At 63.8% G+C, this 13,992-nt stretch carries 12 protein-coding genes; 5 read left to right on the top strand and 7 right to left on the bottom strand.

What is annotated here, in order from left to right:
- Positions 1–383 precede the first annotated feature (383 nt).
- Both ABIE08_RS00770 and ABIE08_RS00765 read left to right on the top strand, forming a co-directional pair.
- Positions 384–626: a hypothetical protein gene (locus ABIE08_RS00770; protein WP_354548012.1), complete on the top strand. Its 243-nt coding sequence runs from the start codon at positions 384–386 to the stop codon at positions 624–626.
- 327 nt (positions 627–953) lie between these two features.
- Positions 954–2,306: an MFS transporter gene (locus ABIE08_RS00765; protein ID WP_354548011.1), complete on the top strand. Its 1,353-nt coding sequence runs from the start codon at positions 954–956 to the stop codon at positions 2,304–2,306.
- A 107-nt stretch (positions 2,307–2,413) separates the two neighbouring features.
- Here the strand turns inward: ABIE08_RS00765 and ABIE08_RS00760 are convergent, their stop codons facing one another.
- Entirely contained in the window at positions 2,414–3,712 is a 1,299-nt protein-coding gene (locus ABIE08_RS00760) for a glycosyltransferase family 9 protein (protein WP_354548009.1), read from the bottom strand.
- 167 nt (positions 3,713–3,879) lie between these two features.
- Between ABIE08_RS00760 and ABIE08_RS00755 the strand changes: the two genes are divergently transcribed.
- Positions 3,880–5,019, top strand: a complete 1,140-nt coding sequence (locus tag ABIE08_RS00755; protein ID WP_354548008.1) for a glycosyltransferase family 9 protein — start codon at positions 3,880–3,882, stop codon at positions 5,017–5,019.
- 36 nt (positions 5,020–5,055) lie between these two features.
- Positions 5,056–6,477 carry a hypothetical protein gene (locus ABIE08_RS00750; RefSeq protein WP_354548007.1) on the top strand — a complete coding sequence of 474 codons (1,422 nt, stop codon included), beginning with the start codon at positions 5,056–5,058 and terminating at the stop codon, positions 6,475–6,477.
- A gap of 91 nt (positions 6,478–6,568) precedes the next feature.
- Here the strand turns inward: ABIE08_RS00750 and ABIE08_RS00745 are convergent, their stop codons facing one another.
- Together ABIE08_RS00745 and ABIE08_RS00740 are read right to left on the bottom strand one after the other, a co-directional pair.
- Entirely contained in the window at positions 6,569–7,498 is a 930-nt protein-coding gene (locus ABIE08_RS00745; RefSeq protein WP_354548006.1) for a ring-cleaving dioxygenase, read from the bottom strand.
- A 273-nt stretch (positions 7,499–7,771) separates the two neighbouring features.
- On the bottom strand, positions 7,772–8,635 hold the full coding sequence (locus tag ABIE08_RS00740; protein ID WP_354548004.1) for a DMT family transporter: 864 nt from the start codon (positions 8,633–8,635) through the stop codon (positions 7,772–7,774).
- A gap of 87 nt (positions 8,636–8,722) precedes the next feature.
- Between ABIE08_RS00740 and ABIE08_RS00735 the strand changes: the two genes are divergently transcribed.
- Positions 8,723–10,174 carry a PLP-dependent aminotransferase family protein gene (locus ABIE08_RS00735; protein WP_436409487.1) on the top strand — a complete coding sequence of 484 codons (1,452 nt, stop codon included), beginning with the start codon at positions 8,723–8,725 and terminating at the stop codon, positions 10,172–10,174.
- Between the two features lie 58 nt (positions 10,175–10,232).
- On the opposite strand, the gene ABIE08_RS00730 is transcribed toward ABIE08_RS00735, so the two are convergent.
- From ABIE08_RS00730 to ABIE08_RS00715, 4 genes are all read right to left on the bottom strand, one after another.
- Positions 10,233–11,405: a pyridoxal phosphate-dependent aminotransferase gene (locus ABIE08_RS00730; RefSeq protein ID WP_354548002.1), complete on the bottom strand. Its 1,173-nt coding sequence runs from the start codon at positions 11,403–11,405 to the stop codon at positions 10,233–10,235.
- Between the two features lie 26 nt (positions 11,406–11,431).
- Positions 11,432–12,202 carry an amino acid ABC transporter ATP-binding protein gene (locus ABIE08_RS00725; protein ID WP_354548001.1) on the bottom strand — a complete coding sequence of 257 codons (771 nt, stop codon included), beginning with the start codon at positions 12,200–12,202 and terminating at the stop codon, positions 11,432–11,434.
- Between the two features lie 29 nt (positions 12,203–12,231).
- Entirely contained in the window at positions 12,232–12,900 is a 669-nt protein-coding gene (locus ABIE08_RS00720) for an amino acid ABC transporter permease (protein ID WP_354547999.1), read from the bottom strand.
- A gap of 67 nt (positions 12,901–12,967) precedes the next feature.
- Positions 12,968–13,750, bottom strand: coding sequence for a transporter substrate-binding domain-containing protein (locus ABIE08_RS00715; protein WP_354547998.1), 783 nt, complete (start codon positions 13,748–13,750; stop codon positions 12,968–12,970).
- Positions 13,751–13,992: the final 242 nt, after the last annotated feature.

The following is a 13,992-nucleotide window of genomic DNA, read 5'->3' as shown; positions in this document are numbered from 1 at the left end:
TCCGTTTCGTAAGGATGGTAATGCAACTTTTGATAAAGGCCGCGCCTAATTTAGTTCGAATTTTTAAATATATATGGTGAAATCAGTTTGGCAGACGAACTAACGTTAACGTCACCTTCGCCATGCAACCGAACTTTGAAAGCGGCCGGCTGGCGTGATGTTAATTTTCCCAATGTTGCCGAAACGGCACACGCTGGCAGCCCATGACACCCCCTGACAGGCGCCGAAGCGGAAGGCGAATCACGTTACGCGGCGGCAGAAGACCCACCCACTCGCCCGTCGGATCGTCCGCAGCCCCTGCCACCCTCCGCCGCGTTGCGCCGGATTCGACAGTCCCGCCAATTCATGGGATCAAGCCGCGCCTATTGAAGGAGAACGGCGGAATGGACACCAATACCAAGGCTTTGATCGACGAGATCAACCACGCCATGCGCAACATCGATGCCGGCATGACGGCGATCATGGCCTTCGTCGCCTCGATCCCCGGCGCCAAGGATGTCGACATCGAAGCCGTCAAGGCGCGGCTGAACGTGCCGAGCAACCTCAAGGCCGGCACCCGCCAGCCGCCGCCGAACATCGTCGTCGCCGAAGTGCTCGACCGCCTGAAGCGCATGGCCGACAAGTAAGCCCAGCACCCGCCCGGCGATTTCCGGCACGCGATGCGTGTCATCGACCTCGACACGACTTCGACGCGCGAACCCGATTTTGCGCGTCGTCTTGCTTCCGCACCCGCCGGATCCTTCGCGAGCGGCGCCAGATCGCCCGCGCCGCCCGAAAATCGGCGATTCAAGGGTGCATTCGGGCAAAAGCTCGGCTATAGCCACTGCCATCATCTTGACGCAAAGCAACGGCGCCCGTCGCCCCGCCCGCGACCTGCCAGCATCATCGCCAGCCTGATCCGGACGAGGACACTGCCTGTCGCCGCTGCCGCGTCCCCTTGGAGCATGGTACCCATGGCATCGACCCTCGCCGCGACAGCAAGGAACGCCGCGCCGGCCAATTCGCGCGCTCGCGTCCTCCTGGCCAGTCTCGTCGGCACCACCATCGAGTTCTACGATTTCTACGTCTACGCCACGGCGGCGGTGCTGGTGTTCCCGCACCTCTTCTTCCCGACCGGCAATGACACCACGGCGCTGCTCGCCTCCTTCGCCGTGTTCGGCGCGGCCATGGTCGCCCGTCCGCTCGGCGCCATCTTCTTCGGCCATATGGGCGACAAGCGCGGCCGCAAGATCACGCTGGTCGGCGCCCTGCTCACCATGGGCATCGCCACCTTCCTGATCGGCGTGCTGCCGACCTATGGCACGGTGGGCTGGCTCGCCCCCGCCATGCTGGTGATCCTGCGTCTCGCCCAGGGCTTCGCGCTCGGCGGCGAGTGGAGCGGCGCGGCGCTGGTCGCGACCGAGAACGCACCGCCCGGAAAGCGCGCCATCTTCGGCACCTTCCCGCAGCTCGGCGCACCGCTCGGCTTCATCATCGCCAACGGCCTGTTCCTGATCATCGCGGCGCTGCTGCCCTCCGACGATCCGTCGCGCCCGTCGACCGCCTTCCTCGAATGGGGCTGGCGCATTCCGTTCCTGTTCTCGGCCGTCATGGTGATCGTCGGCCTCTGGGTCCGGCTCAACCTCGTCGAGAGCAACGCTTTCGAGAAGACGGTCGAGACCGGCAAGGTCCAGAAGGTTCCGCTCGCCGCCGCCTTCAAGCTGCATTGGAGGGAGCTGATCCTCGGCACCTTCTACATGCTGGCGACCTATGTGCTGTTCTACCTGATGACGACGTTCTCGCTCAGCTATGGCCGCGCCGGCGTCAACGCGCCGCTGCCGGGCCTCGGCTTCGATTATCGCACCTTCGTGCTGATGATGATCGCCGGCGTCGTGTTCTTCGGCATCTTCACGCTCGCCTCCGGCCCCTGGGCCGATCGCTGGGGCCGCCGCAAGACGCTGATCTGGGTCACGCTCGGCATCATCCTGTTCGGCCTGCTCTGGGTGCCGATCCTGTCGCTCGGCACGTTTGGCGTCATGGCCTGGCTGATCCTCGGCTTCACGCTGATGGGCATGACCTTCGGTCCGATGGGCGCGCTGTTGCCGGAACTGTTCCCGGCCAATGTGCGCTATACCGGCTCGGGCATTTCCTACAACGTCTCGTCGATCCTGGGCGCCGCCGTGGCGCCGTTCATCGCCGTGGCGCTCTGGAGCTATGGCGCCGGCAGCCCGTTCTGGGTCGGCGTCTATCTCTCGGCCATGGGCGTGCTGACGCTGATCGCGCTGGTGCTCGGCAAGGAAACCAAGGACGTCGACATCAACGCCTGAGGCATGCCCCGGACGCTGGACGTCACAAAACAAAGCCCGCGCGGATCGCTCCGCGCGGGCTTTTTTTGTTGGGCGTAGGGCGTCACACGCGACGCGCGTATCCTTCTTCAGGCTATCAACTGGCCGATGGCCACCCAAGCACCCACAGTGCCAAGAACGAAACGAACCATGCCGTCAACAACCAGTCTAGTGCCAAACCTTGGTTCAGCGCTTGTTGCCCCATCGGCATCGACGAACGGAGCCCTTTCCGGTAGGTCCTGCTCTTCCGCATACCAGGCGGACAGATGGTCGCGCAGCGCTACAACCACTGTCTCCGGTGATTGTTGGGACATGCATGGTGCCTGCTCATGCCCCTTCGCACAGCGATTCATCCAGTCCTCGTTGACCCACCAGCATCCGCCGCATACGGGAGGCGGCAAATTGATGTTCTGCGGATACGCATAATATTCCAGCGAAGTCGGCCCAAAGACGACGCAGGACCGGACGTCGAAGCAACTGGCCAAATGGACGACGCCGGACTCATTGTCGAGATTCAGCCAAGAATTCTTGATGATCGCCGCCAGTTCGCGAAGGTTGGTCGCGCCGATTAAATTCATGTCCGCCGAAGGAATCGGCCTGCTGGTGCTCGTGCCGACCTGGATGACGAGGAGGTCGGGGAAAAGGCGCTTCGTCTGTGAGATGACATTGCTAAATTCGGAATAGACCTTCGTGGAGGTCAGGCTGGCTTTATCGAACTCTGCATCAAAGCCGTTGTGAACAGTGATGTAGCGCTTACCGGCAAGTCCGAACTTTACTAAAGCATCCGGATCCGTGTCGAGGGCCAACATGTCGCCGCCGTACGGGATGCCGGCCATTCCCTGCAGAAAATTTCGCCGGGCGAAACCCATAAAGGTGGCAATCCGGCCCAGATGACCGTCCAGCAGCGGATGGTTTTGAACGCACGTCTCGATACGCGGGCGAAATTCCTCGAGCTTGACGCAAATTTCAAAAAGCCGTGGCGCGTGCTCGGATAGATACTGCCAGTCGGCCGTATCGGCGTACACGACGGCAAACTGGGTAACATAGAGTGAGAGGACATAGTCGGGTCGAAGGCGGTCCCAGAGAATCCTCTCGTTGAAACACCGCACGGGAGCATCCAGCGCTTGGAAGATCCATGCCGCGACCTCTCGCTTGGGCGAATAGACGTCGAAGGCGAGTGGGCCTGCTGCCGCCAGCAGATCCCTTAAGAACCGCGCGGCCACGATATGATCGCCAATGCCTCCGGTCACCCGGATAGCAACTTTGGGTAGCAATCCCGCCTTCGCATCTTGTCGACGCTCTCGAATATCCTTGGCTATCTGTCGAGCCTGCTTGATCGCAGCGACGCGCCGCGAGAATCGTCTAAATTCGGCCAATACTTTTTTCAATTTACTATATCCTCTCCCCCATCGCTCAGCGTAAGCAATGGCGGGCCGACGCAGATAAAATGAACTTATGCATCTATATATAATTCGCCGCTAGACATATTATCTGCGAGCCGTAAAATTGCCCCCCCGTTTGATCAAGAACGACGCTCCGGACATAAGATTCATTTATGGCACGACTAAAAACCATACTGCAGCGGTTCCGAGAAGGGCTGCGCGCGGCGGACAGTGTCCCAGGGATCGTCGCTGCTAAGAAAATTGAAGGCGACGACCGCGGTCGATTTACTGTACTTGTTGTTAAAATCGATCACCTAGGTGACCTCGTAACGGCGATACCCGCCCTTAATCTACTTAGGTCAGCATGGATAAATGCAGACATAACGCTGCTATGTGCGGCGAGTCTAGTCGATTTCGCCCAGTCACTTCAGGTTGTAGATCGCGTCGTTGGAGCCAGTGCTTTGCTGGTCGAGGGTAGAACAACTCTCGTCAATGAGCCTGCTGTCCTAGCTTTGCGTCAGGCGACTTACGACGTAGCTATCGATCTCCGCCACGACGGCGATACCCGAGAGATCCTTCACGGTTTTAGCGCTCGCTTCATGGTCGGCTACGCGTCTGGTCGTTCCACATCGCGCCTGGACATCGAGCTCCCCGAACTGGAAAAGAGCGCGAGACGCCGGAGTGCCCAAGGACTAACCAATCGCGCTCGCCTCTCGATCCTCATCGAGGCTGCCATCGCCAGTATCCGGGTCCCTGGTGACAAACCGGAGGCTCTCGCAATGGCCGGAGATCACGCAAAGAGCGGGAGGAGGATCGCCATAGCTCCAAGCGCGAGATCGCCAATCAAAATGTGGCGAACGGAGCGTTGGATCGCCCTTTGCAGACGTCTGATAGAGCGTGGATTCGAGGTCGTACTCGTCGGTGATGCCAAGGACAGGGAGACTTGTTCCGCCATAGCCGCGGCTGTGCCTGGAGCATCGCTCGTCAATCGCGCCGGGGAGATGACACTGCTGGAAGCAGTCAATGCGATCACGGACAGCACGCTCTTTGTGGGTCTTGATACGGGTCTGGCCCACGTGGCAGCGTCTGGCGGGTCGCCTGCAGTGGTGCTGTTTTCAGGCCACGCCGACCATGACGTTTGGGCACCGGATGGACCCAATGTCAGTGTCCTGCGAAACGACGTCCCCTGCGCGCCCTGCCATGCTACGAGAATGGCGCAATGCCTGTTCGACCACCGCTGCATGGATCTGCCGCTCGAATTCGTCTGGCAGGTCACTTCTGAGAAGCTGAACAGCGCCGAAGTGCATCGATAGGGGCTATGGAACTGCGTTGAAACGGTGAGAGATACCTTGTCGCTAATTAGCAGCATGTGCGCGGCGCTATCCGAAATCATTCGGCCCTCGTCTGCCGCCGTTCCGTCAACAGAGAAGGCCGCCGACCTTGGAGTGAACACGCGTTGTCGACAACGCTTTCAAGGTCCAGGCAAACCGCTGCTCGTCGTGTTTGGTCCTGGCGAGCTGGACGTTAATCGTCCCGTTTATCGCAGTTTGCTAGCGCCGATCGACTGCAACTATGTGATCTTCCAGTCGCGATCGACGGACTTTTTCATCACGGACTGGAGTGCGATTGTCGCCCATATCCGCGAGCTCGGCGTCCAATGGAATCCACGACGCACGGTCTCTTGGGGCTTTTCAATGGGCGGCTACGCCTCCCTGCGCCTGGGGCTGAATGAGAATCCGGAGATTGCCTGCTCGGTTGCTGTCACCCCCCACTTTCGACTGGGTGCCTCGGTCTCCCGTGCCCAGCGTCTCAAGCAGTTGCCAAAGAACGCCCAGTGTCCGGATCTCGTCGACAGCCTCAATCAAAGCACGCTCCAAACAAAATTCCGGATTTATCTGCCGACTCATTCCATCGGAGACACAATTCACGTTCTTGATGCCCAACAAGTGAGAAGCTCCCGCGCCGAAATCCACTACCTCAATGTCGACCATGGCATTGAGCTAAAATGGAAAGAGGATGGATTGCTGCGGCCCGCATTCGAATCCCTGACTGCCGATGGCACATGGCGTCATTCAGAAGTCTGCACCGCCTCGACAGCCGACATAGCGACCGCAATTTCCGCGGTCGATTATCTTTACCAGAGCCATGGTGAGACCCGGACACTCAGGAAGCTACACGACGAGGGCGTAATGGAGGCAGAGTGGCATTTACGGAAGGCCATAGCCTACCTTGCACGACGAGACTGGGACGGCTTCCGAGAATCCGCATCCAGATCGCTAAAGCTCGGGGCCGCAAAGAGGGGATTCCCCAAGATATTTCAAGACGCCTTCCTAGACGCGGGGACACCTCTGGCACTATCGGCAACTCTTCTGTCGTGGACGCTTCGCTATGACCTGGGGGCGACTCGAAAATTCCTCGACACGCATCGCGGGATGGAGATCATTCGAGGTCATATGGAGTTTAGCGACCTCTGCTACCTCCTCCCCTTCGCATCGGACGAGACCGCTGCCTGCGCGGCCCAACAAATCGTGCTCCGGTGCAGCGATGCACAATCGGCCGATCTCGGAGTCTTCGCGATTGCCGCCATGAGCCCGAATATGGATAGCGCGGTGGAGCGGATCGCCCATCGGGCCGCCGCAAACAACGTTCATGCTGCGGCCGACGCATTCTTCGAAAAGCTTGCCTCGATGCGTCGTCCTACCACGTCGGATTTCGAGGCATGGAAGCGAACGCGGGCCGCGATTGGATTGTCTCCTCCCGTCTCCAACTAGTCAGACGCAATCCTTCAATCTCAAACCCAACAAAGGGGCCCGCGCGGATCGCTCCGCGCGGGCTTTTTGTTGGGCGCAGGGCGCCGTTCCGTTAGGTGAGTTGCGGCAGGACGGCTTCGAGTTCGGCGCGGCGCGGCTCCAGGAAGGCCGGCAGCTTCAGCGATTGGCCGAGGCTCGCCTGCGGCTCGTCGACCGCGAAACCGGGAACGTCGGTGGCGATCTCGAACAGCACGCCGCCCGGCTCGCGGAAATAGACCGAGCGGAAATAGTCCCGGTTCTTCTGAGCGGTCGTGCGCTGGCCGTGGTTCTCGGCCAGCTTGCGCACCATCGCCTCCTGCGACGCGTCATCCGCCGCCCGGAAGGCAACATGGTGCACCGTGCCGGCGCCGAGATTGCCGCGCGGAAAACCGCCGACGACACGGAGATCGACGATGCCGCCCAGCGTCGTGCCCTCGACCTGGTAGCGCTGCGTCGCCTCCTCGCTTCCGCCCTTCTGGAAGCCGAAGACGTCGCTCAGGATCGCGCCGGTCGCGGCGGCGTCGTCGAGCAGCAGCGTTACGGAATGAAAACCGCGAAGCGCATGCTCGGCCGGGATGTCGCCCGCGCTGAAGCCAGGCTCCGCCTCAGCTCCGGCAACGCCGACCAGCGCCAGCCGCATGCCATCCGGGTCGCGGAAGGCGAGCACCGGTTCGCCGAAGCGGCGCGACGGCGTCTCGTGCGAGACACCCTTTTCCAGGAAGCGCTGCGTCCAGTAGCCGATCGACGATGCGGGCACGCGGAAGGCGGTCTCGAAGGTCTCGCCACGGCCGACTTGCCCGGCTGCTGCATGCTCCCAGGGGAAGAAGGTCAGGATGGTGCCGGGATGGCCGATCTCGTCGCCGTAATAGAAGTGATAGGTGCGCGGGTCGTCGAAATTGACGGTCTTCTTGACGAGGCGAAGGCCGAGCACGCCGGCATAGAATTCGAGATTACGCCGCGCCGGACCGGAGATCGCGGTGACGTGGTGGATGCCGTTCGACATGGGAATCTCCCGTTTCGGGAGCGCGTGAAGGCCGCGCTCGTTCGAGAGGGAATGTAGGCGAGCCGCCCCGCCCCCGCCACGCAGGGTTCGGTGAACGATCTGTCGCCCGGTGTGACCGAGAGGGCGAGCAGGAAGCAAGACCCTCACCCAACCCTCTCCCGCCCGCGGGAGAGGGCTTTCCCGCGGGCGGGGTCGAAAGGTCGAGATCAAACTCGATCGGCCCCCTCTCCCGCGTGCGGGAGAGGGCTGGGGTGAGGGTTTTCCGGACGCCTCTCAGCGCGCAAACCGCCGGGCGCCGGCGACGCAGGCGATGACGGCCAGCGTCACCACCACCATCATCCAGCTGACGGGTTCGCGCAGCAGCCAGGCGGCGAGCGCCAGGCCGAAGAAGGGCTGCAGCAATTGCAGCTGGCCGACGGCGGCGATGCCGCCCTTTGACAGGCCGCGATACCAGAACACGAAGCCGATCAGCATGCTGAACAGCGAGACATAGCCGAGGCTGAGCCAGGCCGGCGCGCCGATGCCGGCGAAGCTGGGTGGCCAGTAGAGCGCCGATACGGCCAGCATCACCGGCAACGACAGCACCAGCGCCCAGGAGATCACCTGCCAGCCGCCGATCGTGCGCGAAAGCCGGCCGCCCTCCGCATAGCCGAGGCCGCAGACGAGGATCGCCGCCAGCATCAGCAGGTCGCCCGCGGGCGAAGCCGTCAGCCCCTGCGCCAGCGCGAAGCCGGCGACGGCCGCGCTGCCCAGCCCGGAAAAGAACCAGAAGGCCGGTCGCGGCCGCTCGCCGCCGCGGATGACGCCGAAGAGCGCGGTCGAAAGCGGCAGCAGGCCGATGAAGACGATCGAATGGGCCGAGGTGACATGCTGGAGCGCCAGCGCGGTCAGCAGCGGAAAGCCCAGCACCACGCCCCCCGCGACGACGGCGAGCGGCACGAGGTCTTCGCGCGCCGGCCGCTTCTGGCGAAGCAGCAGCAAAAGCGCGAGCGCCAACAGGCCGGCGATCGCGGCGCGCGCCACGGTCAGGAACACCGGATCGAACTGCAGCACGGCCGTCCGGGTCGCCGGCAGCGAGCCGCTGAAGATGAGCACGCCGATGAATCCGCTGATCCAGCCGCTCGTCGCCTTGTCCATGTCGCACCTTTTCAAGATCCCGACGTTTCATCGCGCGCGGGGGCTTTTTCGACCAGACACAGAGCGGTACAGTTGGTTGAAACTGTTATGGCGACGGAAACAATACGGATGGACAGGATTGCCGGCGACGGCACGCTCACCGCGCAGGTCATGGCCGTGATCCGGCAGCGCGTCGCCAATCGCAGCCTGACGGCGGGCGCGAAGCTGCCATCGATCCGCGCGCTGGCGGCGAGCCTGCGGGTCTCGACCTCGACCGTGGTGGAAGCCTATGAGCGCCTCGTCGGCGAAGGGCTGATCCAGTCGCGGCCGGGCTCGGGCTTCTATGTCGCCAGCCAGACGGCGCCGCTGGCGCTTTCGGAAATCGGGCCGAAGCTCGACCGCGAGATCGATCCCTTCTGGGTGTCGCGGCAATCGCTCGATGCCGGCGATGGCGACCTGAAGCCCGGCTGCGGCTGGCTGCCGCCGGCCTGGTTTCCGGAGGATGGGCTGCGCCGGGCGCTGCGCAGCCTGTCGCGCGCCGACAGCGCGGCGCTCAGCGATTACGGCACGCCGCTCGGCCTGGCGCCGCTGCGCCAGCTGATCGGCCGCCGGCTCGCCGAGAAGGGCGTCGAGGCGCCGCCGGACCAGATCCTGCTGACGGATTCCGGCACGCAGAGCATCGACCTGCTCTGCCGCTTCCTGGTCGAGCCGGGGGACGTGGTGCTCGTCGACGACCCCTGCTATTTCAATTTCCAGGCGCTGTTGAAGGCGCATCGCGTCGTCATCGTCAGCGTGCCTTACACGCCCAACGGCCCCGATATCGAAGCGTTCGCGCAGGTCTGCGCCGAGCGGCGGCCGCGCCTCTACATCACGAATTCGGCGATCCACAATCCGACCGGCGCCACGCTCTCGCCCGTCATCGCGCATCGCGTGCTGAAGCTCGCCGAGCAGTTCGCGCTCACCATCATCGAGGATGACATCTTCGCCGATTTCGAGGCCCTGCCCGCGCCGCGGCTCGCGGCCTTCGACGGACTGGAGCGGGTGATCCAGATCGGCAGCTTCTCCAAGACGCTTTCCGCCTCGGCGCGCTGCGGCTTCATCGCCACGCGTCCAGACTGGATCGAAGGGCTGATCGATCTGAAGATCGCCACCACCTTTGGCGGCGGGCGGCTCAATGCCGAGCTGACGCTGGCCGTGCTGCGCGACGGCGGCTATCGCAAGCATCTGGAAGCTCTGCGGCTGCGCCTGTCGCGCGCGCGGCTGGAAGTCGGCGCGAAGTTGAGGACCCTGGGGCTCGTGCCGTGGATCGAGCCGCAGGCCGGCATGTTCCTCTGGTGCCGGCTGCCCGAAGGCATCGACGCCGCCGATGTCGCCCGGGCGGCGCTCGGGCACGGCATCGTGCTGGCCCCGGGCAACGCCTTCAGCGTCGCGCAATCCGCCGGCAATTACCTGCGCTTCAACGTCTCGCAATGCCAGGACGAACGCGTCTTCACGGTGCTGGAGGCGGCGATCGGCATGGCCGCACGGCCGGACAAGGCGCGGAGCGCCTCACCCTCGTGATACCGTCTCCAGCCGGATGGGGGAGGCCCCGCCCCTTGCGACGAAGCCCCCGCCGATCTTAGCGGCGCAGGAAGTCCCGCAGGCGGGCGACGCCGGCGACGATCTTTTCCTCGGTGGTGGCGTGGCACCAGCGCAGCCAGCCCTCGCCTTCCGGGCCGAAAGCGCGGCCGGGCGCGAGGCCCAGACCTGTCTCGCGCACCAGACGCTGCGCCAGGGCGAGCGAGTCGCCATGCCCTTCGATCTTCAGAAAGGCATACATCGCCCCGCCGGCATCCGGGACGCTGACGCGGTCGAGCGCCTTGAGCTCGTCGACCAGCAGCGCCCGCGTGCGGACGAGATGGGCGCGCATCCGCGCGACCTCCGCCTCGCCCTCGACAACAGCGACCGTGGCGGCGCGCTGCGTCGGCTCAAAAATGCAGGAGAAATTGTATTCGACGAGCTTGGTCGCGTCCTGGGCCAGCGGCTCCGGCAGCACCATCCAGCCGATGCGCCAGCCGGTCATCGACCAGGACTTCGAGAAGCTGTTGACCGAAATGATCCTGTCACCCGGCTGATAATGGCGCAGGAAGGAAGGGGCCGAACGCGGCGCGGGATCATAGACCAGCCGTTCATAGACGTCGTCGGCGAGGATCCAGATGCCGTGCTTGCGGCAATGGGCGAGGATCGCCTGGAGGCTCTCGTCGTCGATCATCCAGCCGGTCGGGTTGTTGGGCGAGTTGATGATCACCATGCGCGTGTCCGGCGTCAGCGCCGCGATCAGCTTGTCGACGTCGAGCGTCCAGCGCCCGTGCTCGACCGACAGCGACACGCGCTCGACCTTTGCGCCGAGGATCAGGGGCGCCTCGCTGATGTTGGGCCAGAGCGGCGTCACCACCACGACCCGGTCGCCGGGCGACAGGATCAGCTGGTTGGCGACCTGAAGGCCGGTCATGCCGGATCCCGTTGCCACCACCCGCTCGACCGGGATGTCGCGGCCATGCAGGTCGCTCAGATAGGCGGCGATCGCCTCGCGGAGATAGGGACGGCCGAGGTTCTGGGAATAGAAGGTCTCGCCCCCGGCCAGTGACGCGGCGGCGGCCTCGCGGATGAAGGGCGCGGTCGGCTGGTCGGATTCGCCGAACCAGAACGGCAGCACGTCGGCCTTGCCCATCGCGGCATTGGCGACTTCGCGGATCAGCGAGCTGGACAGCGCGCGCACGGCGGGCCGTGCTTCAACGGGGGTATCAATCATCGTGCAGGCTTTCGTGGTGAGGACGTTCAGGCGGCGCCGTGCATGATGGCGCTGAGGAAGGCACGCGCTCGGTCCGTTTTCGGATTGTCGAAGAGGTCGTCGGGGCTGCCCTGCTCGATGATCTGCCCCGCCTCCATGAAGACGACGCGATCGGCGACGCGGCGGGCGAAGCCCATTTCGTGCGTCACCACAAGCATGGTGACCCCGGTGGCCGCAAGGCTCTGGATCACGTCGAGCACCTCGCCCACCATCTCCGGGTCGAGCGCGGACGTCGGCTCGTCGAACAGCAGCACCAGCGGCTCCATGGCGAGCGCGCGGGCGATCGCGACGCGCTGCTGCTGGCCGCCGGAAAGCTGCTCGGGATACTTGTCCACCTGCGGCGAAAGTCCGACGCGCTCCAGAAGCTGCCGTGCACGCTTCTCGGCTTCAGCCTTCGGCATGCCGCGCACGCGCATCGGCGCGATGGCCACGTTGCGCAGCACGCTCATATGTGGGAAGAGGTTGAACTGCTGGAACACCATGCCGACCTCGGCACGCACCCGCGCCAGGCTCTTGCCGTCTTCCACCTTGGTGCCGTCGACGACGATCTCTCCGGACGAGATCGTCTCCAGCCGGTTTATGCAACGGATCAGCGTCGATTTGCCGGAGCCGGAGGGTCCGATGATCGCGATCACCTCCCCGCGGCGCACGTCGAGGTCAATGTCGCGCAGCGCGTGGAACTTGGCGTAGTGCTTTTCCACCTTGCGCATCGTGATGATGGGATCGGTGCCGGATACCGAAGCGGCCTTGTCGCTCATGACGGTGGCTCCTGGATTGCGGACTGCCATCAGCGCGAGCGCTTCTGGCGGGCTTCAAGGATGCTGACCAGACGCACGAGCGGCAGCAGCAGGATCAGGTAAAGCAAAGCGGCGCCGACCAGCGGCGATGGGTTGGCGTAGAAGGCCTGCGTCTGCGTCGCCTGCTTGAGCAGGTCAGGCAGCGCCACGACCGACGCGAGCGCCGTATCCTTGATCAGCCCGATCGAGACGCCGGTCGTCGGCGGCACGACAAGCCGCATCGCCTGCGGCAGGATGATGTCGGACATCATGCGTGGCCAGCTGAAGCCGAGCGTGCGCGCGGCCTCGAACTGCCCCCTCGGCACCGCCTCGATGCCGGCGCGGAACGTCTCGGCCATGTAGGCGGAGGCGACCAGCGACAAGGCGGCGGCCGCGGCCCAGAACGATGTGAGCCGGATCCCGACGAAAGGCAGGGCGTAATAGACGAGGATCAGTAGCACCAGCAGCGGCAGCGCCCGGAAGACGTCGATATAGGCGATCGCCAGGAAGCGCAGCGGCCTGGGTGCATAAAGCCGGATCAGGACCAGCAGCAGGCCCAGCGACAGCGAAATCACCAGGCTGGTCGCGCCCAGCAGGATGGTCAGCCAGAAGCCCTGCAGCAGCAAGGGCGCCGCCTGCTTCAGAACGTCGAGATTGAAGAAGGTCGTGATCAGGTCCATGCGGCCCCCGCGGATACGGGTCCGGCCCGCTTTGAGGCAGGCCGGACTTCATTGGGATGGGGAAGGATCAGAGAGCCGGAACCGGCAGCACCTTCGCCGTGCTCGATCCCTCGGCCGGGGCCATGCCGAACCACTTCTCGTGCAATTCGGCCATCTTGCCGCTTTCCTTGAGCTCGGTGATGACCTTGTTCACGTCGTCCAGGAGCGGGCTGTTCTTGGGAAGCATCAGACCGAACTGTTCGTTCGTCGGGATGGTGGCGACGATTTTGAACTGCGGCTTGTCCTTGATGTAGTAGGCATCGATCGGACAGTCGTGCACGAAGCCGTCAATGCGACCGGTTGCGATGTCCATCATCGGATCCTGGTTGCTGTCATAGCGGCTGATCGAACCGAACTTCAGCTTGCCTTCGCTGTCGGTCGCCCAGATCTCGCCGGTGGTGCCCGTGATCACGGCGAGAGCCTTGCCCGACATGCCCTCGACGCCTTCGATGCCGCTCTTCGAGCCGACGGTCAGGCACTGGTCCGCGTCGAAGAAGGGCTGGGTGAACGCCACCGATTCCAGGCGCTTCGGCGTGATGGTGATCGAGCCGATCGCCAGATCCGAACGGCCCGACTGAACCGCCGCGAACAGGCTCTGGAAGGGCATTTCCTGGAAATTGACCGGCCTGCCGAGCTTTTCGCCAACCAGGCGGAGAATGTCGACTTCGAATCCCATCAGAACGCCATTGCCATCCTGGAACTCGAACGGGACGTTGGCGATGTTGGTCGCGACGCCGATCGGATCGGCGGCCTGCGCAAGGCTGGCGCCGGTGAAGAAAAAGGCCGTGGCGAGCAGGGTCTTGGCGTTCATGTAGTCCTCCCGATGAACTTGAAGAACGCTGTCCATAGCAGACGGCCCCGGGGGCAAATATCCTCCGGCGGGGGGACAGGCGCGCGCCCCCGCGCGGCGCGTGTGCAAGCAGTGACTCGTCCGGCAGGACATGACCGAGCGGCATGAAGGCGGATTCCGGCCTGGGGGCCCGGTTCGCACATAGGCTGGCCCCCGAAAGCGGGGTTTGCCATTGACGGCGCCCGCACAATCGGCTGAATCCT

Origin of the sequence: Kaistia defluvii (genome assembly GCF_040548815.1) — a bacterium.
GTDB classification, from domain to species: domain Bacteria; phylum Pseudomonadota; class Alphaproteobacteria; order Rhizobiales; family Kaistiaceae; genus Kaistia; species Kaistia defluvii_A.
This window is presented reverse-complemented; position numbering and strand designations above follow the sequence as displayed.

Coding starts and splice junctions, on each gene's coding strand:
- ABIE08_RS00725 (WP_354548001.1), bottom strand. CDS start 12,202: ATGAGCGACAAGGCCGCTTCGGTATCCGGCACCGATCCCATCATCACG.
- ABIE08_RS00720 (WP_354547999.1), bottom strand. CDS start 12,900: ATGGACCTGATCACGACCTTCTTCAATCTCGACGTTCTGAAGCAGGCG.
- ABIE08_RS00745 (WP_354548006.1), bottom strand. CDS start 7,498: ATGTCGAACGGCATCCACCACGTCACCGCGATCTCCGGTCCGGCGCGG.
- ABIE08_RS00730 (WP_354548002.1), bottom strand. CDS start 11,405: ATGATTGATACCCCCGTTGAAGCACGGCCCGCCGTGCGCGCGCTGTCC.
- ABIE08_RS00770 (WP_354548012.1), top strand. CDS start 384: ATGGACACCAATACCAAGGCTTTGATCGACGAGATCAACCACGCCATG.
- ABIE08_RS00755 (WP_354548008.1), top strand. CDS start 3,880: ATGGCACGACTAAAAACCATACTGCAGCGGTTCCGAGAAGGGCTGCGC.
- ABIE08_RS00765 (WP_354548011.1), top strand. CDS start 954: ATGGCATCGACCCTCGCCGCGACAGCAAGGAACGCCGCGCCGGCCAAT.
- ABIE08_RS00735 (WP_436409487.1), top strand. CDS start 8,723: ATGGCGACGGAAACAATACGGATGGACAGGATTGCCGGCGACGGCACG.
- ABIE08_RS00740 (WP_354548004.1), bottom strand. CDS start 8,635: ATGGACAAGGCGACGAGCGGCTGGATCAGCGGATTCATCGGCGTGCTC.
- ABIE08_RS00715 (WP_354547998.1), bottom strand. CDS start 13,750: ATGAACGCCAAGACCCTGCTCGCCACGGCCTTTTTCTTCACCGGCGCC.